Genomic DNA, 26,306 nt, shown 5'->3' on the forward strand with positions numbered 1-26,306 from the left:
CGGGACATTGGGATTTTGAGTCCCGTCTTATCGCAAGCCTTGCGGCCGATACACCCATGGATTGACGAAAAACGACGGAAAACCGGACAAAGCCACGCAGCGTCAGGAGAAGCTGTCGTAGCCAGCGCGGCCTTCATCGAGAAGTCGCCGGATCGCCGCGACGCCTTCAGCGATATCCCCGCGCTGTCTCGGCTGCGAAACGCCAAAGCGGACGCCATGGAAAACCTGCTCGGAACGGCCGGCCTTGAATTCGTCCTCGTCGTCGATCAGCACGCCGTGCTCCAGACAGGCGTTCTTGAAGGTGCCGGAAAGCCAGGGGTCGGGCAGGGCCAGCCAGACAAAGGGCACCCTGTCATGCGACTTGACCGCGAAGCCGGCCAAAGTCTCGCGCACGATGGCGATGCGGGCGCCGATTTCGGCGATGCTGCGCTTGCGTATCTCGTCCGCCTGACCTGACAGCACCAGCCTTGTATTCACCTCCGCCAGCAGGAAGGGCATGCCGCCGGTCATCATCTTGTGGGCGACACGGATGCGGTGGCGGTAGGCGGGCGGGCAGGAAAGCCAACCGCCGCGCACACCGGCTGCGACCGACTTCGACAGGCCGCCCGCGACAATGGTCCGTTCAGGCGCATACTCGGCCAGCAATGGTGTCGGATCATCTGTCAGATTGCCATAGAGGTCGTCCTCGATGAGGACGACGTTGTATTCGCGTGCGACATGGGCGATCGCCTCGCGGCGCGCCGCCGACAAGGTGGCCAGCGTCGGATTCTGAGCCGTCGGCATCAGGAAGATCATCTTGGGATGCTTTTGCGCGCAGACGCGCTCGAAATCCTGCGGATCGATGCCTTCCTCGTCCGATGCCACCAGCGCCGTGCGCCTGCCGATCAGGCCGGCGCTGCGGGAAATCTGCGAGTAGGTGAGGTGCTCGAAGGCAATATAGTCGCCAGGCATGGTGAGCGCCGCGATCGCCGCCATCACCGCCGCATGGGTGCCGAGCGTGGGAACGATGGTGTCGGCACTCGGACGAAACGAATTGCGCGCCAACCAGCGGGCGCCGGCTTCGTACCATCGGTCGGGGAAGTCCCGCGTGTAGCTCGAAATCTCATGCGGATGGTCCTGCGCCGTGCGCGACAGGACACCGGCGACAATGTCGCCCTGGCCGATATCAGGTGCTGCGGTGCTGTCGAAACGCAGCTTGCCCTTAGGCGCATCGATATAGCGCGTGCCTTCGCCGCCGACGTCCGGAGCCGGAAAATCCGGCTTCGCGCGCTGGCCGAGCACATAGGTTCCACGCCCGACTTCGCCGCTCACCAGCCCACGCTCGCGCAGCAATTGATAGGCCCGGCCGACCGTGCCGACGGTGGTGCCGATGTCGTAGGCGAGGTCGCGTTGCGGCGGCAGCTTTGCGCCGGCATCGATCACGCCCCGATCGATGTCCGTCTCGATGGAATCCGCCAGGCGCTGATACAGCGGCCCGGAGCCGGTGGTGAGATCGGGAAGCCAAGTTGTCATGGTGACAATTTTCTATATTGCACCGAGGGGATGAGTCAATACATATCAATCGCGTGCAAAAAAGGGTACAATCTAGAACGTTGGCAGAAAGAAAATGAATACAATCGCGACAATACGTCATTCGAGCGCTGCATTATCAGGCCAATCCACACGCCCATCGGCTCAGCGCGGTTTTGTCAGCCGTCTTGTGCGCGTGCTGAGGTCGATGGCAAGATGGATCGACAACCTGCTGGATCGCCGCCGCAGCCGGTTTGCGCTGCTGGAGATGACCGACGACCAGCTCAAGGATATCGGCGTCACGCGCTGCGACGCCCACCGCGAGGGCATCAGGCCGTTCTGGGACTGACCCTGATCCCAAAAGTGGGAACCGGTTTGGGAAAGATGATGGTCCCGGGAAATGCGGACAGGACGTCCGCACAGTTCTAACGGACGCTCGATGCCCTGGTGCGTGCAACGGCATGGTCCGCAAGGACGGCGACCACGCACAGCACGAGGAAAAGTCCGGTGATGGCTGCGGCCGAGATGGCGACGCCGGTCGCGCCGTTCTTGGCGATGTCCAGGAAAGGGTAGGGCACCTCGCCGGCAAACGGCGCCCGCACCAGCGCATAGACCAGATAAGCGATGGGATAGATCACCCACCAGGAAATGTCGCTCCAGCGCGTCCTGCCGTCAGCGCCCGATATCAACCACCACAGCACGAAGAGCACCGGCGTCACATAATGCAGCAGGACGTCGCAGAGCAGGAACAGCCCCTGCGGCTGCCAGAGTTGTGCCAGGACCGTTGCGTAGATGATGAAGACCAGCGCGATCGAAACCGCAACGCCGGCCCGCATCCGCGCGCCTGCAAAGGCCGGCAGCCAGGCATAGAAGGTGGGTGACAGCAGCGACGTGTACACCAGCACCGCGCCGATGTTGGTCAGGATGGTGAAGAAGCTGGAGACGAAAATGATTGAGCCAAGCAGGCTGCGGCCGGCTTCCATCGATGCCGGAATGCTGATGCAGAACTGCAGGATGAGCCCGGCCAGACCGATGACCAGACCCGCGATCTGCAGGAACCGGCCCATGGGCTAGGCCGTCGCGGCGCAGGCCGGATTGCCGGCCTGCCAACGGGCGATGTCCGAGCCGATGCGGGCGCCGAGCGGATCGTTCATCAGCGGTCCGAAGACGTCGACGCGGCTAGAATTGCCTTGCGCTTGCACGACCAGCAAAGGTTTGCCGCCATAGTGCTTGGCCGGCACCAGCAGGAAACGCGGCGTGCCGCTGAACGAATTCAGCTCATTGGCCATCTGGTACGGTTTGAAGGCTGGGTCCTTGCTGGCGATCCAGCATTTATGGGCAGCGATCGCCACTTGTTCCATGGCCAGCAGCGAGGCACTTTTGCCCGAAGGGACAGGCGTGCTCTTTGGCGTCGACTGGCAGGATGCCAGCACAAAGCCCGCCGCGGCGACCAGTGCGATCGTCTTGCGTCTGATCAAGCGGCACCCATCTCGAGTTCGGACAGAAAAATCTTCAAACCATCGGTCATCTCGCCCCACACACGCGACAATGCCGGATGTTGCGAGGCGATCTGCTGGTAGGCGTCGAATTTGGGATAGGCGTCGAGCAGGTCGTGGCGTCCCGTCATGGCGCGGAAATTGTTGAAGATGAACCGTGTCGGCGTCAGCCAGGCATCGGCGAAGCTGATGTCGTCGCCGAGTGCGAAGGGCCCTTGCGCCATGCGCGCCTCGATCGCCGCCAGTCCATGATGCAGGCGGGCAAATTGGGCGTCGATCTCGGCATTGTTGCGCTTCGGCACGGAATGAAGCTCGAAAAGCTTCATCATCGGGGTCAGCACATCGAGATCGGTGATGCGGGCGAACATGCGCACCAGCGCGCGATCCTTGGAATCGGGCGGCAGCAGCGCCGGTTCCGGAAACCGTTCCTCGAGATATTCGGCGATGACCACCGATTCGACGATCGTCTCGCCCGAGCCGGTGATCAGCACCGGAATCCGGTTCATCGGTGAGATGGCGCGAAACTCTTCCGGGATGGGAAAACCGGGCGGCGGCGCGATGATCTTGAGTGGTACGTCCTTGATGTAGGCCAATGCCCGCACGATCGACGAGTAGGGCGACAACGGCCGCGAATAGAGTTTCATGACCGTCTCTCTCCCCAATGAACCAGACTTGCTCCAAAGAGACAGGAATGTCCGGCTGTTTTCAAGCTGTTCGCTTCGATATCGTCAGGCAGCGATGCCGAGGGCGCTCTCGAACAGTCCGCGGCCGTCGGTACCGCCATGGGCTGCTTCGATCAGGTTTTCCGGATGCGGCATCAGCCCGAGCACATTGCCTTGGCTGTTGACGATGCCGGCAATGTCGTTGATCGAGCCGTTGGGGTTGGTGCCCTCGGCATAGCGGAACACCACCTGGCCTTCGCCTTCGATTCGGGCAAGCGTGTCGGCGTCGGCGAAATAATTGCCGTCATGATGCGCGACCGGCGAGCGAATGATCTGGCCCGGCTGATAGCGGCGGGTGAACATGGTGTTGGCATTGGTGATCTCGAGCTTCACCTGCCGGCAGACGAATTTCAGCGAGGTGTTGCGCATCAAGGCGCCCGGCAACAGGCCGGCCTCGACCAGGATCTGGAAACCGTTGCAGACGCCGATGACCGTAACGCCGGCGGCCGCTTTTTCGGCCACCGCCCGCATGACCGGCATGCGCGCCGCGATCGCGCCGCAGCGCAGATAGTCGCCGAAGGAAAAGCCGCCCGGAATGGCGATCAGGTCGACATCGGGGATTTCGGTGTCGGTTTGCCAGACGGTGACCGGCGGCGTTCCCGAAATCTTGGTCAGCGCCGCGATCATGTCGCGGTCGCGGTTGAGGCCGGGCAGGAGGACAACGGCTGATTTCATGGCAATTCCCGTTCGAGCATCTGAACCAGATACCGGGGTGAAACGTGGTTGGTCAACCAGACACCGTTGTCGAGAGAAAGAATAATGCCCCGTTCTTGGTCATCGCTGCCGAGTCGACGCTCAGGATAGCACTTTCCTGCGTGAGATTGCGTTTGGAAAGCTTCACGCTCGTTCAAATCATACGTCACGCCGCTTTTCCGGTGAACGCGCGGAAGTCGCTGGAACAATGTCAGCGGTCAAGATCTGTAGCTGCGGAAAGCCCAACGATGGACCAGGGTTCTCACTATTGATCAAGTCTCGGCTCGTCTTTGAAGCGTCCGAGACGCTCTCTAAAGATTTTTATACAGTATGAATCCGGGATATTAACGTCTGCAGCAGCATAAGGACGATGGCTGCAAACGACTTGAGACTCCGGTGGACAACGGCAAGATCAAAGAACGCGAGGACATTCGGCGCGCCATGTGGGTATCGGCGACGATAGTGGCGTCGCTCGGCGCGTTCGCATTCATGCTGATGTGGGACGCCCGCCCTTCCACGGGGGAGCTTTTTTCAAAGTGGCTTTCCCTCGATACGAGCCTCGGCGCCTGTGCCGTCTCGTTCACGCGCCTGTTTCTCGTGACCACGATTATTTCAGTCAGCCTCGGCGTCATTTCCGCAGGGATGATCATATCGGATGCGATTGATGTCTTTACCTACAAGAGACGCTTTCGCGCTTACCGCGCACTTTTTCTGACTGGAGCGGGCCTTACGGCATTCTTGTTGGTGCCGCTTGTTTCGGGGGACGGCGTCTGGAACGCGGGTGGTCGTCACGGCTTATCTCGGATTGATTTCGCAAACGCCTGCATTGCTAGCCATCACACCACCTTTCATCGGTTGCATTGGCACCTTCTGATGGTCGCTCTTGTAGGGTGGTTCAACATGATGGTGTTGGTGGGTCTGCGGCGCGCAATTGGCGACGGGCGCGATCCGAGCCAGCTCTCCGACGATCCTCGGGTAAGAGCCGTCCAACTGGCGGCAATGGCGCGAACGAAACGGAGCCTGGCATTCGGTCGTTTCGTGTTAAAGCTCCTACTGACGGGGATGGCAGCAGCGCTTTTCTTTTTGGGCGCATCGTCAATGAAGCCGGCCGTCGTCCGCTTCATTCACACGTTCACCTGGGAACGGCAAAAAGCGGACGTGGTTGAGACCGGAATGCAGTGTGTACTGGAAGTGAAGGTCAGGCGCGACTGGGTAGAGCGGTCGCGCGCCAATTGCTCTTCTGGTGCCGCGACGGCTCCTTTGACCCCGGCGCCGGGAGAGGGCGCCTGGCGCATCACGAAAATCCCAACCGCAAAGCTCGCCTATCGCGCTCCGGGTGGTGGCGAGTATTCGTTTGACGTGGCCGGAGATTTTTTTATGAAGATGCCCACGTCGATCGGCACTGAGATCGAGCTGTTGCGAAACCCGGCCAGTCCCGAAGGGATCGACAAGGTTTTCGACTTTGGTGATGTCAAACGAATGTTCTACAAACTGCTCGTGATCATCGCTGGCGCAATCGCGATCTACTACCTGTGGGTTCGCAGGCCGCGCAGTCCACGCCCGATCTAGACCGGATCAGCGCCCGCCAACTGGCGGGCGCTATCGGCGTTACCCCAGCGTCACACTATAATTCTCAATCACCGTATTCGCCAGCAGCTTGTCACACATGGCCTTGAGGTCGGCTTCGGCCTTGGCCTTGTCGCTTTCCGCCAGCTCGACGTCGAACACCTTGCCCTGCCGCACCGCGCCGACGCCGCCGAAACCCAGGCCAGACAGCGCGTGTTCGATCGCTTTGCCTTGCGGGTCGAGCACGCCGTTCTTGAGGGTGACGGTAATGCGGGCCTTGATCACGCTGGACTTGCTCCTGTTCTGGGTATCGGGGCGCAAACCGCGATTAGTGCGGCTTGCCTTTGAGGCCGTCGGTCGAGGCGACAAGCACCGGGCCGGTCGGGCGCGGCGGTTCGTTCTCGTTCATGATGCCGAGGCGGCGGGCAACTTCCTGGTAAGCCTCGACGAGGCCGCCCATGTCGCGGCGGAAACGGTCCTTGTCGAGCTTGTCCTGCGTCGCCACGTCCCACAGGCGGCAGGAATCCGGCGAGATCTCGTCGGCGACGACAATGCGCATCATGTCGCCTTCGAACAGCCGGCCGCATTCGATCTTGAAGTCGACGAGCTGGATGCCGACGCCCATGAACAGGCCGGAGAGGAAGTCGTTGACGCGGATGGCCAGCGCCATGACGTCGTCGATCTCCTGCGGGCTCGCCCAGCCGAACGCGGTGATGTGCTCTTCCGACACCATCGGGTCGTCGAGTGCGTCGGCCTTGTAATAGAATTCGATGATCGAGCGCGGCAGAACGGTGCCTTCCTCGATGCCGAGCCGCTTGGACAGCGAACCGGCGGCGACATTGCGCACCACCACTTCGAGCGGAATAATCTCGACTTCCTTGATCAGCTGCTCGCGCATGTTCAGCCGGCGGATGAAATGGGTCGGAATGCCCATGCGGTTCAAATGGTTGAAGATGTACTCGGAAATGCGGTTGTTGAGGACGCCCTTGCCGTCGATGACCTCGTGCTTCTTCTTGTTGAACGCGGTGGCGTCATCCTTGAAGAACTGGATAAGCGTGCCCGGTTCGGGTCCCTCATAGAGTATCTTGGCCTTGCCTTCATAAATGCGGCGGCGATTTTTCATCTGGATTTTTCTCTGGGGTTCCGGACAGGGCGGTATCAGACCATTTCCTGTCCGTCTGCCTGAAATAGTGCGGCTACGGTAGGGTTCAATGCCGGGTCTATCCCAATCACATCGTTTGCTCAATCGGCAAATCCTTCCAATCAACCGCTTTCGGGACTGAAATGCCGCAGCGCAGCATGCGATGAAGCGTATTGACCGACCCGCGACCTTTTGGTTTGTGCTTTGGCAACGCACATATTCACCGCCAACGAATCGAATTTGACCGGAGGGACGCCATGAGCAGCATGAAAGACCGCGAAGAGGGCTTTGAGCGTAAATTCGCATTCGACGAGGAGCTTCGGTTCAAGGCCTCGGCGCGCCGCAACAAGGCGCTCGGCCTGTGGGCCGCCGAAAAGCTCGGAAAATCCGGCGCTGATGCCGACGCCTATGCCAAGGAAGTGGTTATCTCCGACATCGAGGAAGCCGGCGACCACGACGTGTTCCGCAAGATCCGCGGGGATTTCGACGCGGCCGGCGTCGAGCAGTCGGACCACCAGATCCGCCGCACCATGGACGAACTGATGGCGCAGGCGATCGAGCAGATCAAGAACACCTGATCCGGGCCATGCGCTGATCCCGGCCATACGCTGGACCAATCGACCGCCCGGCCTATCCGGGCGGTTTTTCTTTGCCTTTGTCGCGGTTTCCGGCTGAAACTGCCGGAGTTAACAAGGAAAGTATCCATGTCCCTGAAGTCCCGCCTCGCGGCCGACGAAACGCTGTTCACCGCATGGTCCGGCGTGCCGGATGCCTTGACCGTCGAAATCGTCGCCAAGCAGGGTTTCGATGCCGTCACGCTCGACATGCAGCATGGCGGCCATCACGAAGACAGCGTGCTGCGTGGCCTGGTGCCGGTGCTCGCTGCCGGCAAGCCGGCGCTGGTGCGCATTCCCGTTGGCCGTTTCGACATGGCAAGCCGCGCGCTCGATTTCGGCGCCGAGGCAGTCATCGCGCCGATGGTGAATTCGGTTGCCGATGCAAAACTGTTCGCCGCCGCCATGAAATACCCGCCGCTCGGCGAGCGCTCCTGGGGTCCGACCTACGCTTTTCCACGCCACGGCCAAGGCGACCAGGCCGACTGGCTGCGCGACACCAACCAGCGCACGATGGCCTTCGCCATGGTCGAGACGCGTGCCGCCCTCGATGCGCTCGATGGCATCCTCGACACGCCCGGCATCGACGGCATCTTCCTCGGCCCGTCGGATTTCTCGATCGCCTGGAGCAATGGTGCGACCGTCAATTCGACGCTGGAAAGCATGATGGAGACGGTGGCATCGGTGGCCGAGCGCACCCGCAAGGCCGGCAAACATGCGGCGATCTACGTTGTCGAGCCGGCAATTGCCGGCCGGGTCGTGTCGATGGGCTATCGCCTGCTGGCCATGGGCTCCGAGCATTCGCTGATCGGGCTTGGGGCAAAAACGCTGATCAAGAGCGTCCGCGATTCGATCGGGTCCTGAAGACGCTCAAGGTTTCAGATCCGTCAGGAATTTGGCGAAGGTCATTGAACCTTCGGGCCAAGGACCAAAACCTGAATCCGGGTTGAGATGACCGGTCTCACCGGCATCGATGAACAGCGAACCCCAGGCGCCGGCGATATCCTCCGCGACATCGAAGGCGCAGAACGGATCGTTGCGGCTGGCGATCACGATCGAGGGAAAGGGCAGCGGCTCACGCGGATAGGGGCCGAAGGTCATCAGGTGCCTGGGCCTGATCTCGGGATTGGCGACGTCGGGAGGTGCCACGAAGAAGGCCCCGGCAACCGGCTTGCGGAACTGCGGAATGGCTTGCACTGCAGCGGCGACACCGAGCGAGTGCGCCACCAGGACGACCGGCCGCTCGGCCTCGTTGACCGCCTCGGCGACGCTCGCCGTCCAGTCCTCGCGAACCGGCTTCGACCACTCGGCCTGTTCGACGCGGCGCGCCGTCGACAGTTTCGACTGCCAGCGGCTCTGCCAATGGTCGGGGCCGGAATTGGTGTAGCCCGGTACGATGAGAATATCTGCTTCCTTGACCTTCATGGCGCTGAGATAGCGAGCGGCATCGCTTCGTGCAACCGGCAGGAACGCCGCTTTTGATCACAATAGTGAACACCATGTTCGCTTCTTCGCGTCTTGTGTGAACGATGCAGATGGACGATCTGTGGTCAGGAAAAGAAACAGCCGTGCGCGGGAACCCTGACTTTGGAACTGACACGACGTACAATGATCGGCGGAGTGGGGCTTCTCGCCTTGGGAGCTTCATCGCAGGCCGGTCGAACGGAGCATTCGATGAGCGAGTTGCCTTTTGCCGCCACCACCCCGGTCAGCATTGCCTGTGTCGGGCTGAAGGCGCGCGACGCGGAAAGCCTTGCCGCCTATTACCGCGAAATTGTCGGTCTGCAGGAGTTGAGCCGTGCCGATGGCGCGATCACCCTGGGCGCCGCCAACCGTCCCTTGTTGGTGCTTGAGCAGGACGCTTCAGCCAAGCCGGATGATCCGCGCAGCGCCGGGCTGTTCCACACCGCCTTCCTGCTGCCCAGCCGCGCCGACCTCGGCCGCTGGATCAACCACGCCGTATCAAACAAGATCGCGATCGAGGGCGCTTCCGACCATCTGGTCAGCGAAGCCCTGTACCTGACCGATCCCGAAGGCAATGGCATCGAGATCTATGCCGACCGCCGTCCGCAGGACTGGAAGTGGAACGGCGACAAGATTGCCATGGCGACAGAACGGCTGAACATTCCGTCCGTCGTTGCCGAAGTGCCGGCGGGTGATGCCGGCTGGCAGGGTACGCCGGAAAACAGCATCGTCGGCCATGTCCACCTGCGTGTCGGCAGGCCGGAAGACGCCGAAGCCTGGTGGAACCAGGAATTTGGCTTCGACACCATGGCCAAATACGGTGGCCAGGCGGTGTTCCTGTCGTCGGGCGGCTATCACCACCACATCGGCGCCAACGCCTGGCAGAGTTCAGGCGCCGGCCGCCGCGATTCGAGCCGGTCGGGCCTTGCCTGGGTCGAGATGCGTTCGGACAAGGTGACGAGCCCGGCAACCCGCGAAGATCCGTGGGGCACGGTGATCAGGACTGTTCCCGGCAAGGCTTGAGAGCGTCTTTCTCCCCGTCACTATACGGGGAGAAATGCCCGGCAGGGCAATGAGGGGCAGCGCCAAAGTCGTGAATTTCTCAAAGCGTGAATGGGTGCGATTGTCGCCGAAGTCGGCACCGCCCCTCATCCGCCTGCCGGCACCTTCTCCTCGTATAGTGACGGGGAGAAGGAAGCTCAGGCTTCTCCAAACACCCGCTTGAAGATCGTGTCGACATGCTTGGTATGATAGCCCAAGTCGAATTTCTCGCGGATTTCGGCTTCAGGCAGCGCTGCGGTCACTTCCTTGTCGGCCAAAAGTTCCTCAAGGAAATCAGCGCCTTGCTCCCACACCCTCATGGCGTTGCGCTGCACCAGGCGGTAGGAGTCTTCGCGCGACAGGCCGGCTTGGGTCAGCGCCAGCATGACGCGCTGCGAATGCACGAGGCCGCGGAACTTGTTCATGTTCTTCAGCATGTTGTCGGGATAGACGAGCAGCTTGTCGACGACGCCGGTCAGCCGTGACAGTGCGAAATCGAGCGTCACGGTGGCATCCGGGCCGATCATGCGCTCGACCGAGGAGTGCGAGATGTCGCGCTCGTGCCAGAGCGCCACATTTTCCATCGCCGGCAGCGCCATGGAGCGCACCATGCGGGCAAGACCGGTGAGGTTTTCGGTCAGCACCGGGTTGCGCTTGTGCGGCATGGCCGACGAGCCCTTCTGGCCCGGCGAAAAATACTCTTCCGCCTCCAGCACTTCGGTGCGCTGCAAATGCCGGATTTCGATCGACAGCCGCTCGACCGACGAGGCGATGACGCCGAGCGTGGCAAAGAACATGGCATGGCGGTCGCGCGGGATCACTTGCGTCGACACCGGCTCGGGTTTCAGGCCGAGCTTTGCCGCCACATGTTCCTCGACATAGGGGTCGATGTTGGCGAAGGTGCCGACCGCGCCCGAAATCGCGCAGGTCGCTATATCTTCCCGCGCGTGCACCAAGCGCTCGCGGCAGCGCGAGAATTCGGCATAGGCCTGCGCCAGCTTGACGCCAAAGGTGGTCGGCTCGGCATGGATGCCATGGCTGCGGCCGATGGTGACGGTGTCCTTGTGCTCGAAGGCGCGGCGCTTGAGCGCTGCAAGCAAGCCATCGATATCGGCGAGCAGGATATCGCTGGCGCGGGTCAGCTGCACGGCAAAACAGGTGTCGAGAACATCGGACGAGGTCATCCCCTGGTGGATGAAGCGGGCGTCCGGGCCGACGAATTCGGCGAGATGGGTGAGGAAGGCGATGACGTCATGCTTGGTGACGCGCTCGATCTCGTCGATCGCCTCGACATCGAATTTTGCCGCCCCGCCCTTTTCCCAGATGGTTTTTGCCGCTTCCCTGGGAATGACGCCGAGTTCGGCCAGCGCGTCGCAGGCATAGGCTTCGATCTCGAACCAGATGCGGAACCGGGTTTCTGGCGACCAGATGGCGACCATTTCCGGCCGGGAATAGCGAGGGATCATCGGTCAGTCCTGACATATCGAGAAGTTTGCCCGCGTCCTAACAGAGGCGAGCAAAATGCTCAACGCTGCTGGCGCGCAAACCAGACGCCCGCGGCAAACAGAGCGATGAAACCAACTGGAAAATAGAGCCGGATGCCCAGCACCACGAACTGGTAGAGCGCAATCAGCGTCGTGAAGACGAACTGGAGGACCCAGGTGCGGGTGAAAGCAGGGGCGTGCCACTCGGCGTAGTAGGAGCGGTACTGCAGGGCAAAGAGCCCGGCGGTCAGGCCGATCGTCGCCGCGGCTAGGCACACGAAGGCCGCGGCAAAGGCGACTTCCCAGCGTCTTCCCTGCGAGACCAGCCGCGCCGCGAACAGGCCGATGGGAAAAGCCAGCGCAGCTCCCACCGCAAACAGCGCGGTGACAATGCGGATTTTCGCCGGCGTCTCCCAGTCGTCCAACAACAGGGCGACGAGCGCGCTGGCGCCCATCGTCGTGGCCCATAGCAAGGCGCCATAAAACGCAGTGCGCGGCGTCGGTATCGCGCGGCGAAGGCGGTTCAGCGAACGATCGCGCGGGGCGGGTGGGACAAGCGGTGTCACAGGCGGCCGGTCACCGCGATCCAGCGAAAGTCCGGGCCTTCAAAGCCGTATTGGCGCACCGCGATCAGCACGGCATAGGCGCTGAGACTGTCCATCGAAAAGGTCTGCACAGCGCCGATGCGGTAGCCGTTCGGGCAACCCCGGCTTTTCGGTATCGACTTGTCCTCGTGCAGCAGCTTGGTCGTGCCGCCATCCTGCGCCTCGATACGCAGCAGCCGGAAGCCGTTGATCTCGCCCTGGCTCTCGCAGCCCTCGGTGTTGTTCATGCCGAGCTCGTCGAGCCGAAACTCGAGCGGTGGGTCGACCGGCGAAAAGATCGGGCGCGGGTTGACTGCCATCCGGTGCGGATCGGCCGAAAGTTCGGTCACCGGGTTGAAGCCGACGGTGATGCCGCGATTGGCGTCCAACTCGGCCTGACTGACAATGGCTTCGCCTTTTTGCCGGGCCTGAAGGCGCGCCGCATCCAGTTTGGCATTCTCGTCCTCAAGCCGGACCCGGATCGGCGTGCCCTTGAGAAAGCCGTCGGTGCCGGTGTCGATGTAGTAGCGGTTGGCATAGGGAAAACCCGATCCATCCTGCACGCCATATTCCTCGAAAGCAAAGACGCTGCCGTCCTTGGTGAAGCCGAGGATTTCAAGTTCGGCGACATCGCCGGCATGAGCCGCGATCGAGGTGGCAAACTGTGCAAGCAGGCCAACGGCAAACAGAAAGAGCATTCGCATCGGTCTTCACCCCCGTGATCGTCTCAATCCCCTAGCACGCCGAAATCAAAACGTCGTGCGGTGCGAAAGCCGATGCATCCAATCGGCCCGTCATTTGTTATCGTCGGCAGTCCCAATGGAGACCACCATGACCGACACCAGCAAAATTCGCGAGCATATGGAAGTCGTCGGCGCCGACGGCGTGCATGTCGGCACTGTCGACAAGGTCGATGGCCAGCGCATCAAGCTGACCAAGGCCGATAGCGGCGAGGGCGCTCACAAGGGCCATCATCACTATATTCCCCTGAGCCTGATTGCCGAAGTCGACGGCAAGAAGGTCTGGCTGTCGGCGAATTCCGATGTTGCGGTGACGTTCGAGGAAGAAAAGTCCGATCGGGTCTGATTGATCGCTTCACCTCAGGCGTGACGACCAGACCGGAAACAGATCGTTTTCGGCAGGGGTTGCCGCATAGACGCCGCGACTGATGGCGCGCGCCATGGTGGCGCCGGCTGCGGCGTAGAGATCGATCGCCGCATCGGCGGAGAGTTCGATACCGCTCGTGCCGGTCGCCAGCGCGAACACAAGGTCGCCATCGGCCGGTGTGTGCGTCGGCCATATCGCGCGCACGAACCCGTCATGCGCCGATATCGCCAGGCGCTTGGCGGCAGCTTTTGTGAGCACCGCATCGGTGGCAATGACGGCGATGGTGGTGTTGCCGCCGGTCTCCATCTGCCTGCCAACATGCTTGTCGCGGTGTTTCAAAAGAATCCGTTTCGCATCGTCCGGCATCGGCGAGGGATAACCAAGCCCGCCGAATTCGTTGCCGATTTCGAACGGTGCTGCCCAGAAATGGCGGGTTCGGCCTGTGGTCACCGATCCGGTCGGGTTGACGGCGGCCAGCGCACCGACGGTGACGCCGCTATCCAGCAGCGTCGAGGCGGAGCCGAGGCCGCCTTTTAGCCCCGAGGTCAGCGCGCCGGTGCCGGCCCCGATCGTGCCAAGCTGGAAATCGGCGGTGGCGGTTTGCGCGGCTTCATAGCCAAGCTCGCGGTAGGGCGGATAACGGCCCCAATCCTTGTCGCCGCCATTGCGCAGGTCGAACAGGATCGCCGAGGGCACGATCGGCACGCGAAAGCCACCGACCTCGAGGCCGATGCCGCGTTCACGCAATGCCGCCTGTACGCCGGACGCCGCGTCGAGGCCGAAAGCCGAGCCGCCCGAAAGCACCACTGCGTGCACCACATCGACGGAATTGTGCGGTTCGAGCAGGTCGGTCTCGCGGGTGCCCGGCGCACCGCCGAGGATCTGAACGCCGGCCACCGTGGACACATCGCAAAGCACGGTCGTCACGCCGGATTTCAGGCTGGCGTCGGACGCATTGCCGACGCGCAGGCCGGCAACGTCGGTGATCAGGTTGCGTGGGCCGGTGCGAAACATCAGTTGCTGTCCAAGGGCGCAAAGCGCGTGCCGTCGAAACGGAAGACGCGGTAGGGGCTCTGGCTGAGGTCGCCTTTTGCATCAAAGCGGATCGGCCCGATCGCCGTGGTGAAATCCTGTCCGGTCAGGGCCTCCGTCAGCGGCTTGCCCGAGCTTTCGGACAAGCCTGATGCTGCCTTGGCGATTTCGACCGCCGCAAAGGCCGGCAGCGCATAGCCGTCAGGCACGATCTTCTTAGCGTCAAATGCCGCCAGCACTTTTGGATCGGCGACATCGGCCCATTCCGGCGGTGCGATCATCAGCGTGCCCACGGCATAGGGTACATCGCCCGGCGGTGTGCGGAGATTTTCGCCGCCGGCAAAGACGATGCCCGCCTGAAGCTGTGCGGCATCGCGGCCCATGATGGCGATGTCGTCGCCGTCGCCACCGGCAAAGACATGCGTCGCGCCAGCCTTCTTCAGCCGGCCGATCATGCCGATCTGGTTGTCGAGCTGTGGCCGGAACGTGTCGACGAATACCGGTTTCAGCGCTGCCTGTTCGGCCGCTGCCCGCAACGTCTCGGCGATCTCACGTCCGTAGATGGTGCCGTCGTCGATAATGGCGAACAGCTCGTTCTGCCATAGATGGGTGAGGGCGGACGCGATGGCGTTGCGCTCATCGTCGCCGCGCGGCCCGAGGCGATAGACCGGCCAGCCGGTCTTGGCGCGGCGGTCGGTCAGGCTTTCGGTCCGCACGCCAATGGTGATGACCGGAATGCCGGCGTCCTTCAGGATCGGCATCGCCGCCTCGATCGCCTCGGTGCAGAGAAAGCCGACCACGACATTGACCTTGGCAGCGGCGAAATCCCTGGCAGCAGTAGCGCCGCCATCGGCGGTGCAGGCGTCATCCACGGTCTTGAGTTCGATGCCGTTCGCTTCGGCCGCCAGGCCGGTGCCGGCCTCGATCTGCTTGCCGAGAATGGCAGATGGTCCCGATAGCGGTGCCGCGACGCCGACGAGCAGCGTCTGGGCATCCGCGGCACTGGCCAGAAACAGCCAGAACAGCGCCGCTATTGTTCTTGTCCTGGGTCGCATTCGAGCGATGGGTCCCTCCGTGCCGGCTCTATGCTCCTGGCACTATTGCCGCCAAGACCTAAAGGCTGCCCGGCCTTGGTGCAACACGGGAATTTCGGGATATGGCTCAAGCACTTCGCTTGTGGCGGGCTATATCTGGCCATATATGTCGGTAGGATCCTGACCATGGAAAAAATACGGTGCTGAAGAAGAACGACATTGGGCCGCAGGCCTATCGCGACGCGATGAGCCACTTTGCCGGCCACGTCCATGTGGTCACCACCGACGGGCCGGCCGGCAAGCGCGGCACGACGGTGATCGCCGCCTGTTCGGTGTCGGACACGCCGCCGACCATCCTGGTCTGTCTCAACCGCGAAAATGCCAAGAATGAGCTGTTCGTGAAAAACGGCAGGTTTGCCCTGAACACGCTGGCCTCGCACCAGGAGCCGCTGTCGGTCGGCTTTTCCGGCATCACCGGCCTGCCGGTCGAGGAGCGTTTCGCGCTTGGCGAATGGGATGTGATCTCCACCGGCGCGCCGACGCTGAAAGGCGCGCTTGCCGTGTTCGACTGCGAATTGATCGACACCAAGGATCTGGCCACCCATCGTGTGCTTTTTGGCAAGGTGACAGGTCTGCGTATGGGCGATAATTTGCGGCCGCTGATCTACCACGCCCGCGGCTACCACGTTCTGGACAGCGGAGCGGCGGCGTTCACGGAGAAAGAATGACCGAGCTGAAACCGCGCGCCGCGCCACGGACGATCGACGAGACGCTCGATCTCCTGACCGGTGCGGACTATGTAGCGGACCGGTCGCTGGCGACCGTGCTGTTCCTGTCGTTGCGTATGAAGCGGCCGCTGTTCCTCGAGGGCGAGGCCGGCGTCGGCAAGACCGAGATCGCCAAGGTGTTGGCACAGGCGCTCGGTCGCCGGCTGATCCGCCTGCAGTGCTATGAAGGCCTCGACGTTTCGTCCGCCGTCTATGAGTGGAACTACGCCGCGCAGATGATCGAGATCCGCATGGAGGAGGCGGCCGGCAAGGTCGAGCGCTCCGCCATGGAGCGCAACGTCTTTTCCGAAAAATACCTGATCCGCCGCCCGGTGCTCGATGCGCTGACCGGAAAGACGGGCGCTGCCCCGGTTTTCCTGATCGATGAGCTCGACCGTACCGACGAGGCGTTCGAAGCCTTCCTGCTCGAAATCCTGTCCGACTTTCAGGTGACGGTGCCCGAACTTGGCACCATCAAGGCGGAAGAACCGCCGATCGTCATCATCACCACCAATCGCACCCGCGAAATCCACGATGCGCTGAAGCGGCGCTGCCTCTATCACTGGGTCGACTATCCCAACGCCGAGCGCGAACTCGAGATCGTGCGCCGTAAGGTGCCGCAGGCCAACCAGCGGCTTTCGGCCGAAGTGGTCTCCTTCATCCAGAAGCTGCGCCAGATCGAATTGTTCAAGGTGCCTGGCGTCGCCGAAACCATCGACTGGGCCGGCGCGCTGACCGAGCTCGACAAGGTGGCGCTCGATCCGGAAACCGTCTCCGACACGATCGGCGTGCTGTTGAAATACCAGGACGACATTGCCCGCATCGAACAGGGCGAAGGCCGGCGCATCCTCAACGAGGTGAAGGCCGAGCTTTCGGCGGCGGAGTAGGCGATGCCGCCCCCCGAACCGAAAGAGGCCATGCCGCACGGGCGAATCGCCGACAACATCGTCTATTTTGCCCGCACCTTGCGCAAATCAGGCATGCGGGTCGGGCCGGCCTCGGTCAAGGACGCAATCGAGGCGGTGCTCGCCGCCGGCATTGGTTCGCGCGACGATTTCTACTGGACGCTGCACGCCGTGCTGGTGTCCAGGCATGAGGATCACGCCACTTTCGACGAAGCTTTCCGGCTGTTCTGGAAATCGCGTGAACTGATCGAGAAGATGCTGGCTATGTTTTCGCCGGTGGCACCCGACACCAAGGAAAAGCAGAAGCCGCGCGCCGCTGAAAACCGGGTCAGCCAGGCGATGTTCGAGGGCCACCAGAAGAACCAGCCGCCACAGGAAATTCCCGAGATCGAGGTCGACGCCCGCTTCACCTTTTCCGGCAACGAGGTGCTGCGGGCCAAGGATTTTGCCCAGATGAACGCCGCCGAGATGGCCGACGCCAAGAAGGCGATCGCCGAACTGCGGCTGCCTTTCGACATGGTGCGGACCCGGCGCTTCAAGGCCGATGCGCATGGCCGCCGCATCGATCCGCGAGCCATGATGCGTTCGGCCGCGCGCACCGGCGGCGAACTGATCCTGCCGAAATTCCGCTCAGCCCGCGAAGTTCATCCGCCTTTGGTGGTTCTGGCCGACATTTCAGGCTCGATGAGCCAGTACACGCGCATCTTCCTGCATTTCCTGCATGCGCTCACGGAAAAACGCCGGCGCGTGCACACGTTCGTTTTTGGCACAAGGCTGACCAATCTGACCCGGCAGATGCGCCACCGCGATCCCGATGCAGCACTTGCCGACTGTTCTGCGGCGGTCAAGGACTGGTCGGGCGGCACCCGCATCGGCGACACACTTGCCGAGTTCAACCTGATATGGTCGCGGCGCGTGCTGGGGCAGGGGGCGGTCGTGCTTCTGATCACCGACGGGTTGGAGCGCGACGATGTCGACGGCCTGTCGGAGGAAATGGAGCGCCTGCACAAATCCTGCCGGCGGCTGATCTGGCTGAACCCGTTGCTGCGCTTTGACGGTTTTCAGGCGCGCGCCCGTGGCGTCAAGGCGATGCTGCCGCATGTCGACGAGTTCCGCTCGGTGCACAATCTCGATGCGCTCGCCGATCTCTGCGCGTCATTGGACAAGAAGTCGGCACAATCCGTCGATCCGCGCCGATGGCTGGACGCTGGCGCGAGGCACGCCGCATAACCATATCTTTCCCACCCGGAAAACAGATCCCGAGAAAAACAGACTTCTGGAGAAACGGTCATGGAAAACAGCATTTATCTGGATGAGGCCCGCGACCCGCTGATCATCGCGGAGGGCTGGATGAAGGACGGCAAGGACGTGGCCATCGCGACTGTGGTCGAGACCTGGGGTTCGGCGCCCCGACCTGTAGGCAGCCATCTGGTCATCGACGCCGACGGCAATTTCCACGGCTCCGTCTCGGGCGGCTGCGTCGAAGGCGCTGTGGTCAGTGAGGCCATCGACGTCATCGACAGCGGCAAGGCCAGGTTGCTGGAGTTCGGTGTTGCCGATGAAACCGCATGGCAGGTCGGCTTGTCCTGTGGCGGCCGCATCAAGGTGTACGTGGAAAGACTGGGCTGATCTCGGATGGATCCCTACGCCTTAAAAATTTTGAACGCCGAACGACGAGCTCGCCGTGCGGCGATCCTTGTCACCGATCTCGGTGACGGCCGCGACCGCATCGTGCGCGAAGGCGATCAGGTCGCCGGCGATCTCGGCGCTGCCATTGCCAAGGCGTTCCGCACCGGCAATTCCGGTTCGGTCGAGGCAGAGGGGAGGACTTTCTTTCTCAACGCGCATCTGCCGCAGCCGCGTCTGGTCGTGATTGGCGCTGTCCATATCAGCCAGGCGCTGGCGCCGATGGCGAAGATCGCCGGCTATCCCGTGGAGATAATCGACCCCCGCACCGCCTTCGCCACGCCGGACCGCTTTCCCGATGTGGCGCTTCATGCCGAATGGCCGGAGGATGTGCTGAAGCGCCAGCCGCTTGACAGCTACACCGCACTTGCCGCCGTCACCCATGATCCGAAGGTCGATGATTTCGCGCTGAAGGCCGCGCTTGACGCCAACTGTTTCTATGTCGGGGCGCTGGGTAGCAGGAAGACGCATGCGAAGCGGGTCGAACGCCTGCTGGCGCTGGGCGCGAGCGCCGATCAGATCGCCCGTATCCATGCGCCGATCGGGCTCGACATCGGTGCTGCCAGCCCGGGAGAGATCGCCGTTGCGGTGTTGGCCCAGGCAATCCACGCCTTCCGCTCGCGCGGTCTCGATGCCTCCGCATCGGCTCCAAAATCGAAATCGACTTTGGAAAAGCACGATGCGTAGATTCAAACTAGCAGAGCGTCCGTTGCGCGTCCAAAAGGACGCGCGGCGCTCTGCGGGCGCTGCGGCGTGAAATTCGGCCCGATCCCGATCGAGACCGCGGAAGGCGCGGTGCTGGCGCATTCGACCACCGCCGGCGAACGCCGCTTCCGCAAGGCGCACAGGCTGAGCGCCGAAGATGTGGCGCTGCTGCGGGCTGCCGGCATTTCTGAGGTCGTTGCGGCCGTGCTGGCCGTCGACGACCTCGGCGAGGATGCCGCCGCGCAGACGATCGCCGAGAGCATGACCTTTCGCGGGATCGAAGCCAGGCCTGCCGCGACCGGGCGGGTCAATCTCCATGCCAAGGCGCCGGGCATCTTCACGGTCGATGCCGCTGTCATCGATGCCATCAATGCCATCGATCCCGCCATCACCATTGCGACGCTGGCGCAGCATGCGCCGGTCGAGAAAGGCCAGATGGTCGCGACCGTGAAGATCATCCCCTTCGCGGTCAGTTCAGCGCTGGTCGACGCTGCGACGAAAATCTGCGCCGCGGGCGAGATATTTGCCGTCAATGCCTACCGGCCCGTGCGTGTCGGCGTCATCCAGACGGTTCTGCCGGGCATCAAGCCTTCCGTGCTCGACAAGACGCTGCGAGTCACGGAAGCGCGGCTGGCGCGTACGGGCGGCAGGCTGACTGCGGAGCGCCGCACGCCGCATGAGGTCGCGCCAGTGGCGGAGGCCGCGGTCTCCCTGGCGCGCGACAACGACATGGTGGTGATCTTCGGCGCTTCGGCGATGAGCGATTTTGCCGATGTCATTCCCGCGGCGATCGAGAAGGCGGGTGGTGCAGTCATCCGCGCGGGCATGCCGGTCGATCCCGGCAATCTGCTGGTGCTCGGAACGCTCGGCGGCAAGCACGTCATCGGCGCGCCCGGCTGCGCCCGCAGCCCCAAGGAGAATGGTTTCGACTGGGTGCTGGACCGGTTGATCGCTGGCCTCGACGTGACCGCAAGGGATATTGCCGGCATGGGGGTCGGTGGGCTGCTGATGGAAATCCCGACACGGCCGCAGCCGCGCGAACCGCTGCCGGCGAGAAGCCAGCTCAAGGTCGGCATCGTGCTGCTGGCGGCCGGCCGCTCAAGCCGCATGGGCGGGCCGAACAAGCTGCTGGCGCTGTTCGACGGCAAGCCGCTGGTGCGCCGCACCGCCGAGCGGGCGCTCGGCTCGAAGGCGTCCGGCACTGTCATCGTCACCGGCCACCAGCGCGAGCGGGTGCGCGCTGCGCTGGTGGGCCTCGACGTGACCTTCGCCGACAATCCCGATTTTGCCGAGGGCCTGTCCACCTCGCTGAAAGCCGGCATCGCCTATCTGCCGGAAGATTCCGCCGGCGTGATGATCGTTCTCGGTGACATGCCTGATATCACGTCCGATGACCTCGACAGATTGATCGATGCTTTCCGCAAGGCAGGCGGCAATGCGGTGGTCCGCGCCTCGCATGACGGCAAGCGCGGCAACCCTGTGCTTTTGCCGCGCTCGCTGTTTCCGGCGATCGCCCATCTCGAAGGCGACACAGGCGCGCGCCATCTGGTTGAGACGGAAGGGCTCGATGTCATCGATGTCGAGATCGGCGCGGCGGCGTCAGTCGATGTCGACACACGCGAGGCGCTGGAAGGCGCCGGCGGCGTGCTGCAGGATTGACAAACCCAAGCCGAATTACGCATGCCTTGGGCATGGCTATTCGTACCGTCGCACCCCCCTCTGGCCTGCCGGCCATCTCCCCCTCAAGGGGGGAGATCGGCAGTTTCGATGGCGGCGTCCATCCTGCGGCCTTGGAGATTGGCGAAAACCGAAGGCGCATCCAATCTCCCCCCTTGAGGGGGAGATGGCCGGCAGGCCAGAGGGGGGCGGTCCGCGCTTTCCTCACAGCAATGCTTTTCTTGGTTTCTTCAGCTGCCCACGCTGCCGCTCTCGAACTAAAACCCTTCAAGGACGATCTGTTCGCCTATCCAGCCACGCTGTCGTCCGACACCAATGGCGCCTATACCGTCATCGACTACCGCGAGATGCGCGATATCAACCAGCGTGACCAGGTGCCGGAGCGGCGGGTGAACGCCCAATACACCGACACCGGCGTCCGCAAGATGCAGCAGGATCTGTTGCTGAAAACCGATGCCGGCGATGTCAGGCATGTCGCCGCAGGCAAGACCGAGGGCGCCGGCATCATCGTGCTTTATCTGCACGGGCAGGGCGGCAGCCGCAAGCAGGGTGTCGACGACTTCACCTTCGGCGGCAATTTCAACCGGCTCAAGAACCTGATGGCCGGCAATGGCGGCCTCTATCTCAGTCCTGATTTCCCCGATTTCGGCGACAAGGGAGCGGCGCAGGTGGCGGCGCTGATCGGTCATTATGCCGAACAGTCGCCAGGCGCGAAGATCTTCGTCGCCTGCGGCTCGATGGGCGGCGCGCTATGCTGGAAGCTGGCCGCGCGCAAGGATACAGGCGGACGCATCAATGGCCTGCTGCTGCTCGGTTCGCTGTGGGATGAGAGCTTTTTCACCAGCCCGGCCTTCAAGCGCCGCGTGCCGGTCTTCTTCGGCCAGGGCAGCCACGACGTCGTCTACCCCGTGGCAAAGCAGGAGGCGTTCTTTCGCTCGATCCTGACCAAATCGAAGACCTATCCGACCCGCTTCGTCCGCTTCGAGACCGGCACCCATGGCACGCCGATCCGCATGACCGACTGGCGCGGCACGCTCAACTGGATGCTGTCGAAGGCGCCCTGATCGACGCAGCCTGCAAGCTCGTGTGATGCTCAGGGCGCGGTGTTATAGTCGACAACCGTCTCCGGATTTTGCTCGCCGTCATAGGACGCATCGACGTCATACTGGACCAGCGAAAAATTGCCGTTGCGGAACAGATACGTCCCTGCGTCGGACGCATCGCCGATGCCGCGCCACTTGTTGAATGTTGTGATCGTGTGGGCAGCCTCGTCATAGTCGGAATTGACCGCCCAGCCGGACGTCTGGAAACCGACGATACTCATGCCCAGCAATTTGCCGTTGCTGTCATTGTTCTCGTAGCGGATGTCCATCTTGGGCTCGGCGAACTGCAACTGCTGCACGCCCGACACGTCGTCGGTCATGTAGTAGATCGAGCTTTCATTGTAGGCCGCGGCCGAACAGGAAAAATGGAACAGCCGCGTCTCCTTGTCGGGTTCGCCGGGCTGCGCATCCTTGTCCTTGTATTTAATCGAAAAAACGGTCGGCTCATTGGCAAGGAACTGCTTGTCGCACTGGTCGCCATAGGTTGCCAGAAAGGCCTTCTTGGCCTGCTCCAGTGCGGTGTCTTTCTTTGGCGGTGGCGGCCCGTCGCCGCAGCTTGGCGGCAGCGCCTCTTCGAAATCGGCGGTGGAGGGTTTCAGCGCGCCTTTTTCGATATGGATCGGATCGAAGGGCGGCTCCGCCTGGATCTGGGCATTCACCTGGCGCAGCGTATAGCAACCGGCAAAGACCTTTTCGCCGCCGGCCTTGTCCGTCGCGCGAATGGCGACGGGGACGTTGTAGAAAATGCTGCCAGCCGCACCTTCGTCGGAAACAGCTCCGGTCTCGACCTCGACCTTGTGGGTCCCATCAAAACCCTTGACGAAACTGTCGAAATCCTTTGCCGGCTTTGTATCGCCGAAATACCCCCAGGCGCGGGCGAATTCGTGCCGGCTGATGGCGCTGTACAGCGAACGGACAACCGCGTCGGCGCTCGACCGATCGTCGATATAGGGTGCTTCGGGGGCATCGTCGGCAGCCAATACCGTCTGGCCGATCGGTGCCAGGGAGAGAAAGGCAGTCGCTGCGAAAAGGGCGCGTCTCATCGGGAACCTCCGCTCGATAGAGGATTCTACGACGGCGATTGCGGCAACGTGGTGACGCAGGCTCGACGGACTTGAAGAATCGCGCGCGAAGGCGCTACGTCGCGTCCGCCGGCGTTCGGCCGGACAGGAGATTTGACGTGACGATATCGATGTATGAGGCGTCCGTGCCGGTGTTTTCGGCCAGGCTGAAAGCGCTTTCCGATGTGCTGGCGACCGCCGAACAGAATGCGCTTGACCGCAAGATCGACCCGCAGGTGTTTCTGACGGCGCGGCTGGCGCCAGACATGTTCGCCTTGACCAGGCAGGTGCAGATCGCCACCGATCATGCCAAGGGCGCGCCGTCACGACTCGCCGGGCGCGACGTGCCGAGATACGAGGACAACGAGGCGAGTTTCGCCGAAATTCAGGCGCGCATCACCAAGACCCTCGACCTTCTGGGCACATTTTCGGCTGCCGAGTTCGACGGCTCCGACGACAAGATCATCGAGCTGAAGCTTGGCGGGCGCGAAAGCTCGATGCCCGGCCTGCAGTATCTGCTGCATGTGGCTATGCCCAACTTCTATTTCCACCTCACCACGGCCTACGACATTCTTCGCCACAATGGCGTGCCGTTGGGCAAGGCGACATTCCTGGGAACGCGCTAGGGAATTGAGTTTTTTGGAGATGTCCCGGATCGATCCGGGACATCTCCGGAAGTACCTAGCGAATGGACATTTCGCGGGCGATGCGGGGGAAGTCGGCCGGCTTGATACCGATGTCGGCGCGGTCGGCATTGCTCATCGAATGAAGCAGCGCGAGCGCCGAGCGGTATCTCAGATGCTCCTGCGGCCGCGGCCGGGCGAACATTTCAGTGAAGAAACCCATGATTCAAGCCCCAAATTGGTCCTCCACATCCGCCAATATAGTTGAATCGTGACAATTGTGCAGTGCAGCATTTGCATACCTGCCATGTCTTGGCGAATTTTTCGACATTTTCTCTAACGGGCGAAACTTTTGGCCGGTGCGTATCGTAGCCTCGAATGCTGGCTACATGGCCGGTTTTCCTCGCCACACCTGGCGAATTCCGGACTGCAAAAAAATACAGTCTGAATTTTTGTTCTTGGGGTTGCGATGGGTCAAGCGGTGCAGGCGACGGCTAAATTCGTTAAGATCGGTGGCATGCATTTTTAACGAGCCGGTTCTATGCTTCGGTACCCGAATGGTCGGGCGGGGGGAGGCTGACATCGCTACTGGCGCCAAGCGGGATTTCGCTTCGTTGCTCGACGACCTATTTATCGCCCCCGACAAGAATGGCGAGGGCGAAGAGGCCGGCGCTCGTCCATCCATCCCGTTCGACTATCTTTCGGTGGCCGATGAACTCCATTCCGGCCGCATCAAGGTTTCCGCAGCCGAATATCGCGAGGCGGGCGCGGATCTGGCGACGGAATTCGCCGCCTTGCTCGATCATGCCAAGCTGGCTCTCGCCGGCGAAGAGCCAAAGCCCGAGGAAAAGCTGCCGCCGATCGATCCGGAAGCCATCGCCGTCGAACTCGGCCTCAATCAGCCCAGGCAGGTCGCCGATTTCGGTCCTATGCGCCGCCGCTTTGCCTTTGCCAACCATCCCGACCGTGTCGCCCCGCATTTGCGCCAGCGCGCCATGATCCGCATGCAAGTGGCCAACATGCTGATCGACGAAGCCAAGCGCCGTGCACTGGCCGGTGCTCGCCGCTAACCCGGCTGGTTCACGCAAAAGTCGGTCTGGCGAGGCTTGGAGAGCGGCTCTGCTTTGCTTATAGATGCGGCTTCCTCCGCGCAGTCGCGCCAGCCTTCCTCCGGAGCCGAATCCCATGCACAAACGCCGTCTCGGTCGGACCGATCTTCTTGTGACCCAGATCTGCCTGGGCTCCATGACCTGGGGCCAGCAGAACACCGAGGCCGAAGGCCACGCCCAGATGGACCTGGCTTTCTCGCGTGGCGTCAATTTCATCGACACCGCTGAGCTCTATCCGATCCCGCCCAAGGCGGAGACGCAGGGACGGACCGAAAGGATCATCGGCAGCTGGATGAAAGCCAAGGGCAACCGCGACAAGGTGATCCTGGCCTCGAAGGTCGTCGGCCGCACGGCCAACAGCTGGTTTCGCGGCGACAGGCCGTCGCAACTGGTGCGCGCCGATATCTTTGACGCCATCGACAAGTCGCTGGCCAAGCTCGGCACCGACTATATCGACCTCTATCAGATCCACTGGCCGGAGCGGGATATCCCCTGGGGCGCCAACCCGACGCGCGTCGGCGCCGTGTCGCCGCGCGCCGATTCCGTCGGCGCACCGGCCGACGAAACACCGATCGCCGAGACGCTTGCCGTCTTCGACGAACTGGTGAAGGCTGGAAAGATCCGCCATTTCGGGCTGTCGAACGAGAGTTCCTGGGGCGTGATGCGGTTCCTTGCCGAAGCCGACAAGGGCATCGGCCCGCGCGTCGCGTCGATCCAGAACGCTTACAATCTCGTCAACCGCACTTTCGAGGTGAACCTCGCCGAGGTCTGCGAGCGCGAGCAAGTGTCGCTGCTGCCCTATTCGCCGCTGGCCCAGGGCTATCTCACCGGCAAATACGACCATGGCGCGCGACCGCAGGGGTCCCGCTCGCAGCTGTTCAATCGCGGCCAGCGCTACGAGACGCCAGGTGCCGCTGAAGCACAACTTGAATACAATGAGCTGGCGCGCTCCTTTGGCCTGGAGCCGGCACTGTTTGCCAATGCCTATGTCTCGAGCCGGCCGTTCGTAACCTCCAACATCGTCGGCGCAACGACGCTTTCGCAGCTCGACATGGCGCTGTCTTCCGTCGACGTCACCTGGACAGAAGAAATGCAGAAGGCGGTCGACGCGATCCACCAGCGGGTCGGCAATCCCTGTCCCTGAACGGGACTGGCTGCAGGCCGAATACTCGACAATTCCAAG

At 62.4% G+C, this 26,306-nt stretch carries 31 protein-coding genes; 16 read left to right on the forward strand and 15 right to left on the reverse strand.

All coding sequences use genetic code 11. The features are described from left to right. Positions 1–102: 102 nt before the first annotated feature. The gene (locus AC0L3E_RS17930; RefSeq protein ID WP_127381292.1) at positions 103–1,512 is read right to left on the reverse strand and encodes an aminotransferase-like domain-containing protein; all 1,410 of its coding nucleotides are present in this window, start codon (positions 1,510–1,512) and stop codon (positions 103–105) included. A gap of 94 nt (positions 1,513–1,606) precedes the next feature. On the opposite strand from AC0L3E_RS17930, the gene AC0L3E_RS17935 reads away from it, so the two are divergent. Then, the gene (locus tag AC0L3E_RS17935; protein ID WP_128308296.1) at positions 1,607–1,858 is read left to right on the forward strand and encodes a DUF1127 domain-containing protein; all 252 of its coding nucleotides are present in this window, start codon (positions 1,607–1,609) and stop codon (positions 1,856–1,858) included. Between the two features lie 76 nt (positions 1,859–1,934). Here the strand turns inward: AC0L3E_RS17935 and AC0L3E_RS17940 are convergent, their stop codons facing one another. From AC0L3E_RS17940 to purQ, 4 genes are all read right to left on the reverse strand, one after another. Continuing rightward, positions 1,935–2,576, reverse strand: a complete 642-nt coding sequence (locus AC0L3E_RS17940) for a Pr6Pr family membrane protein (protein WP_352583746.1) — start codon at positions 2,574–2,576, stop codon at positions 1,935–1,937. 3 nt (positions 2,577–2,579) lie between these two features. Next, entirely contained in the window at positions 2,580–2,987 is a 408-nt protein-coding gene (locus AC0L3E_RS17945; protein ID WP_127398768.1) for a hypothetical protein, read from the reverse strand. After that, positions 2,984–3,649, reverse strand: coding sequence for a glutathione S-transferase family protein (locus AC0L3E_RS17950; protein WP_127810643.1), 666 nt, complete (start codon positions 3,647–3,649; stop codon positions 2,984–2,986). Before AC0L3E_RS17950 ends, AC0L3E_RS17945 begins: the two co-directional genes overlap by 4 nt. Before the next feature lie 84 nt (positions 3,650–3,733). Beyond that, positions 3,734–4,402: a phosphoribosylformylglycinamidine synthase subunit PurQ gene (purQ, locus tag AC0L3E_RS17955; RefSeq protein WP_027036974.1), complete on the reverse strand. Its 669-nt coding sequence runs from the start codon at positions 4,400–4,402 to the stop codon at positions 3,734–3,736. 414 nt (positions 4,403–4,816) lie between these two features. Here purQ and AC0L3E_RS17960 point away from each other — a divergent pair, with 414 nt between their 5' ends. After that, positions 4,817–5,989 carry a hypothetical protein gene (locus AC0L3E_RS17960; protein ID WP_127398865.1) on the forward strand — a complete coding sequence of 391 codons (1,173 nt, stop codon included), beginning with the start codon at positions 4,817–4,819 and terminating at the stop codon, positions 5,987–5,989. Positions 5,990–6,028: 39 nt separating this feature from the next. Here the strand turns inward: AC0L3E_RS17960 and purS are convergent, their stop codons facing one another. Next, positions 6,029–6,271: a phosphoribosylformylglycinamidine synthase subunit PurS gene (purS, locus tag AC0L3E_RS17965; RefSeq protein ID WP_027028672.1), complete on the reverse strand. Its 243-nt coding sequence runs from the start codon at positions 6,269–6,271 to the stop codon at positions 6,029–6,031. A 43-nt stretch (positions 6,272–6,314) separates the two neighbouring features. Beyond that, positions 6,315–7,109, reverse strand: coding sequence for a phosphoribosylaminoimidazolesuccinocarboxamide synthase (gene purC / locus AC0L3E_RS17970; protein WP_013532127.1), 795 nt, complete (start codon positions 7,107–7,109; stop codon positions 6,315–6,317). Positions 7,110–7,384: 275 nt separating this feature from the next. Here purC and AC0L3E_RS17975 point away from each other — a divergent pair, with 275 nt between their 5' ends. Next, the gene (locus AC0L3E_RS17975) at positions 7,385–7,705 is read left to right on the forward strand and encodes a DUF1476 domain-containing protein (protein WP_013532126.1); all 321 of its coding nucleotides are present in this window, start codon (positions 7,385–7,387) and stop codon (positions 7,703–7,705) included. A 126-nt stretch (positions 7,706–7,831) separates the two neighbouring features. After that, the gene (locus AC0L3E_RS17980; protein WP_127269901.1) at positions 7,832–8,605 is read left to right on the forward strand and encodes an HpcH/HpaI aldolase family protein; all 774 of its coding nucleotides are present in this window, start codon (positions 7,832–7,834) and stop codon (positions 8,603–8,605) included. A 6-nt stretch (positions 8,606–8,611) separates the two neighbouring features. Here the strand turns inward: AC0L3E_RS17980 and AC0L3E_RS17985 are convergent, their stop codons facing one another. Continuing rightward, positions 8,612–9,166, reverse strand: coding sequence for an RBBP9/YdeN family alpha/beta hydrolase (locus AC0L3E_RS17985; RefSeq protein WP_127269899.1), 555 nt, complete (start codon positions 9,164–9,166; stop codon positions 8,612–8,614). A gap of 249 nt (positions 9,167–9,415) precedes the next feature. Here AC0L3E_RS17985 and AC0L3E_RS17990 point away from each other — a divergent pair, with 249 nt between their 5' ends. Next, positions 9,416–10,228 carry a VOC family protein gene (locus AC0L3E_RS17990; protein ID WP_473605280.1) on the forward strand — a complete coding sequence of 271 codons (813 nt, stop codon included), beginning with the start codon at positions 9,416–9,418 and terminating at the stop codon, positions 10,226–10,228. Between the two features lie 176 nt (positions 10,229–10,404). Here AC0L3E_RS17990 and purB read toward each other — a convergent pair whose 3' ends face one another. Genes purB through AC0L3E_RS18005 form a run of 3 tightly spaced genes read right to left on the reverse strand, consistent with a single transcriptional unit; the run spans position 10,405 to position 13,018 of the window. After that, positions 10,405–11,712 carry an adenylosuccinate lyase gene (purB, locus tag AC0L3E_RS17995; protein WP_127269895.1) on the reverse strand — a complete coding sequence of 436 codons (1,308 nt, stop codon included), beginning with the start codon at positions 11,710–11,712 and terminating at the stop codon, positions 10,405–10,407. A 59-nt stretch (positions 11,713–11,771) separates the two neighbouring features. Next, positions 11,772–12,296 carry a hypothetical protein gene (locus AC0L3E_RS18000; RefSeq protein WP_245470064.1) on the reverse strand — a complete coding sequence of 175 codons (525 nt, stop codon included), beginning with the start codon at positions 12,294–12,296 and terminating at the stop codon, positions 11,772–11,774. Next, on the reverse strand, positions 12,293–13,018 hold the full coding sequence (locus AC0L3E_RS18005) for a DUF2259 domain-containing protein (RefSeq protein ID WP_473605281.1): 726 nt from the start codon (positions 13,016–13,018) through the stop codon (positions 12,293–12,295). Before AC0L3E_RS18005 ends, AC0L3E_RS18000 begins: the two co-directional genes overlap by 4 nt. A 127-nt stretch (positions 13,019–13,145) precedes the next feature. Between AC0L3E_RS18005 and AC0L3E_RS18010 the strand changes: the two genes are divergently transcribed. Beyond that, positions 13,146–13,400 carry a DUF2171 domain-containing protein gene (locus tag AC0L3E_RS18010; protein ID WP_127269889.1) on the forward strand — a complete coding sequence of 85 codons (255 nt, stop codon included), beginning with the start codon at positions 13,146–13,148 and terminating at the stop codon, positions 13,398–13,400. 9 nt (positions 13,401–13,409) lie between these two features. Here AC0L3E_RS18010 and AC0L3E_RS18015 read toward each other — a convergent pair whose 3' ends face one another. Together AC0L3E_RS18015 and AC0L3E_RS18020 are read right to left on the reverse strand one after the other, a co-directional pair. After that, positions 13,410–14,435, reverse strand: coding sequence for a P1 family peptidase (locus AC0L3E_RS18015; protein WP_473605282.1), 1,026 nt, complete (start codon positions 14,433–14,435; stop codon positions 13,410–13,412). Beyond that, positions 14,435–15,508, reverse strand: a complete 1,074-nt coding sequence (locus AC0L3E_RS18020; protein ID WP_473605283.1) for a branched-chain amino acid ABC transporter substrate-binding protein — start codon at positions 15,506–15,508, stop codon at positions 14,435–14,437. Before AC0L3E_RS18020 ends, AC0L3E_RS18015 begins: the two co-directional genes overlap by 1 nt. A 179-nt stretch (positions 15,509–15,687) precedes the next feature. On the opposite strand from AC0L3E_RS18020, the gene AC0L3E_RS18025 reads away from it, so the two are divergent. The 7 genes from AC0L3E_RS18025 (at position 15,688) to AC0L3E_RS18055 (ending at position 22,291) form a co-directional block, all read left to right on the forward strand. Beyond that, positions 15,688–16,215 carry a flavin reductase gene (locus AC0L3E_RS18025; RefSeq protein WP_095791541.1) on the forward strand — a complete coding sequence of 176 codons (528 nt, stop codon included), beginning with the start codon at positions 15,688–15,690 and terminating at the stop codon, positions 16,213–16,215. Then, positions 16,212–17,141 (forward strand): AAA family ATPase, encoded by a 930-nt coding sequence (locus AC0L3E_RS18030; protein WP_023810354.1) that lies wholly within the window; start codon positions 16,212–16,214, stop codon positions 17,139–17,141. Before AC0L3E_RS18025 ends, AC0L3E_RS18030 begins: the two co-directional genes overlap by 4 nt. Before the next feature lie 3 nt (positions 17,142–17,144). Further along, positions 17,145–18,389, forward strand: a complete 1,245-nt coding sequence (locus AC0L3E_RS18035; RefSeq protein ID WP_473605284.1) for a vWA domain-containing protein — start codon at positions 17,145–17,147, stop codon at positions 18,387–18,389. 60 nt (positions 18,390–18,449) lie between these two features. Then, positions 18,450–18,788, forward strand: a complete 339-nt coding sequence (locus AC0L3E_RS18040; RefSeq protein WP_128309110.1) for an XdhC family protein — start codon at positions 18,450–18,452, stop codon at positions 18,786–18,788. A 6-nt stretch (positions 18,789–18,794) separates the two neighbouring features. After that, positions 18,795–19,532: an XdhC family protein gene (locus tag AC0L3E_RS18045; protein ID WP_128309111.1), complete on the forward strand. Its 738-nt coding sequence runs from the start codon at positions 18,795–18,797 to the stop codon at positions 19,530–19,532. A 66-nt stretch (positions 19,533–19,598) separates the two neighbouring features. Further along, positions 19,599–21,209: an NTP transferase domain-containing protein gene (locus tag AC0L3E_RS18050; protein ID WP_128310083.1), complete on the forward strand. Its 1,611-nt coding sequence runs from the start codon at positions 19,599–19,601 to the stop codon at positions 21,207–21,209. Positions 21,210–21,439: 230 nt separating this feature from the next. Further along, the gene (locus AC0L3E_RS18055; RefSeq protein ID WP_473605285.1) at positions 21,440–22,291 is read left to right on the forward strand and encodes an alpha/beta hydrolase; all 852 of its coding nucleotides are present in this window, start codon (positions 21,440–21,442) and stop codon (positions 22,289–22,291) included. Between the two features lie 29 nt (positions 22,292–22,320). On the opposite strand, the gene AC0L3E_RS18060 is transcribed toward AC0L3E_RS18055, so the two are convergent. Further along, positions 22,321–23,373, reverse strand: a complete 1,053-nt coding sequence (locus AC0L3E_RS18060) for a DUF1176 domain-containing protein (protein ID WP_473605286.1) — start codon at positions 23,371–23,373, stop codon at positions 22,321–22,323. Positions 23,374–23,510: 137 nt separating this feature from the next. On the opposite strand from AC0L3E_RS18060, the gene AC0L3E_RS18065 reads away from it, so the two are divergent. Further along, positions 23,511–24,017: a DUF1993 domain-containing protein gene (locus tag AC0L3E_RS18065; RefSeq protein WP_127267825.1), complete on the forward strand. Its 507-nt coding sequence runs from the start codon at positions 23,511–23,513 to the stop codon at positions 24,015–24,017. A 55-nt stretch (positions 24,018–24,072) separates the two neighbouring features. On the opposite strand, the gene AC0L3E_RS18070 is transcribed toward AC0L3E_RS18065, so the two are convergent. Beyond that, entirely contained in the window at positions 24,073–24,237 is a 165-nt protein-coding gene (locus AC0L3E_RS18070) for a hypothetical protein (RefSeq protein ID WP_023810361.1), read from the reverse strand. 391 nt (positions 24,238–24,628) lie between these two features. Between AC0L3E_RS18070 and AC0L3E_RS18075 the strand changes: the two genes are divergently transcribed. Both AC0L3E_RS18075 and AC0L3E_RS18080 read left to right on the forward strand, forming a co-directional pair. Beyond that, entirely contained in the window at positions 24,629–25,084 is a 456-nt protein-coding gene (locus tag AC0L3E_RS18075; RefSeq protein ID WP_128309813.1) for a hypothetical protein, read from the forward strand. Positions 25,085–25,199: 115 nt separating this feature from the next. Further along, positions 25,200–26,267, forward strand: a complete 1,068-nt coding sequence (locus AC0L3E_RS18080; protein ID WP_128309814.1) for an aldo/keto reductase — start codon at positions 25,200–25,202, stop codon at positions 26,265–26,267. Positions 26,268–26,306: the final 39 nt, after the last annotated feature.

This window comes from Mesorhizobium sp. WSM4822, assembly GCF_055811155.1.

Coding starts and splice junctions, on each gene's coding strand:
- AC0L3E_RS18005 (WP_473605281.1), bottom strand. CDS start 13,018: ATGCGAATGCTCTTTCTGTTTGCCGTTGGCCTGCTTGCACAGTTTGCC.
- AC0L3E_RS18010 (WP_127269889.1), top strand. CDS start 13,146: ATGACCGACACCAGCAAAATTCGCGAGCATATGGAAGTCGTCGGCGCC.
- AC0L3E_RS18080 (WP_128309814.1), top strand. CDS start 25,200: ATGCACAAACGCCGTCTCGGTCGGACCGATCTTCTTGTGACCCAGATC.
- AC0L3E_RS17935 (WP_128308296.1), top strand. CDS start 1,607: ATGAATACAATCGCGACAATACGTCATTCGAGCGCTGCATTATCAGGC.
- AC0L3E_RS17930 (WP_127381292.1), bottom strand. CDS start 1,512: ATGACAACTTGGCTTCCCGATCTCACCACCGGCTCCGGGCCGCTGTAT.
- AC0L3E_RS18070 (WP_023810361.1), bottom strand. CDS start 24,237: ATGGGTTTCTTCACTGAAATGTTCGCCCGGCCGCGGCCGCAGGAGCAT.
- AC0L3E_RS18030 (WP_023810354.1), top strand. CDS start 16,212: ATGACCGAGCTGAAACCGCGCGCCGCGCCACGGACGATCGACGAGACG.
- AC0L3E_RS18020 (WP_473605283.1), bottom strand. CDS start 15,508: ATGCGACCCAGGACAAGAACAATAGCGGCGCTGTTCTGGCTGTTTCTG.
- AC0L3E_RS18060 (WP_473605286.1), bottom strand. CDS start 23,373: ATGAGACGCGCCCTTTTCGCAGCGACTGCCTTTCTCTCCCTGGCACCG.
- AC0L3E_RS18055 (WP_473605285.1), top strand. CDS start 21,440: ATGCTTTTCTTGGTTTCTTCAGCTGCCCACGCTGCCGCTCTCGAACTA.
- AC0L3E_RS18045 (WP_128309111.1), top strand. CDS start 18,795: ATGGATCCCTACGCCTTAAAAATTTTGAACGCCGAACGACGAGCTCGC.
- purC (WP_013532127.1), bottom strand. CDS start 7,109: ATGAAAAATCGCCGCCGCATTTATGAAGGCAAGGCCAAGATACTCTAT.
- AC0L3E_RS18015 (WP_473605282.1), bottom strand. CDS start 14,435: ATGTTTCGCACCGGCCCACGCAACCTGATCACCGACGTTGCCGGCCTG.
- purB (WP_127269895.1), bottom strand. CDS start 11,712: ATGATCCCTCGCTATTCCCGGCCGGAAATGGTCGCCATCTGGTCGCCA.
- AC0L3E_RS17975 (WP_013532126.1), top strand. CDS start 7,385: ATGAGCAGCATGAAAGACCGCGAAGAGGGCTTTGAGCGTAAATTCGCA.
- AC0L3E_RS17990 (WP_473605280.1), top strand. CDS start 9,416: ATGAGCGAGTTGCCTTTTGCCGCCACCACCCCGGTCAGCATTGCCTGT.
- AC0L3E_RS17985 (WP_127269899.1), bottom strand. CDS start 9,166: ATGAAGGTCAAGGAAGCAGATATTCTCATCGTACCGGGCTACACCAAT.
- purQ (WP_027036974.1), bottom strand. CDS start 4,402: ATGAAATCAGCCGTTGTCCTCCTGCCCGGCCTCAACCGCGACCGCGAC.
- AC0L3E_RS18035 (WP_473605284.1), top strand. CDS start 17,145: ATGCCGCCCCCCGAACCGAAAGAGGCCATGCCGCACGGGCGAATCGCC.
- AC0L3E_RS18040 (WP_128309110.1), top strand. CDS start 18,450: ATGGAAAACAGCATTTATCTGGATGAGGCCCGCGACCCGCTGATCATC.
- AC0L3E_RS17980 (WP_127269901.1), top strand. CDS start 7,832: ATGTCCCTGAAGTCCCGCCTCGCGGCCGACGAAACGCTGTTCACCGCA.
- AC0L3E_RS17950 (WP_127810643.1), bottom strand. CDS start 3,649: ATGAAACTCTATTCGCGGCCGTTGTCGCCCTACTCGTCGATCGTGCGG.
- AC0L3E_RS17940 (WP_352583746.1), bottom strand. CDS start 2,576: ATGGGCCGGTTCCTGCAGATCGCGGGTCTGGTCATCGGTCTGGCCGGG.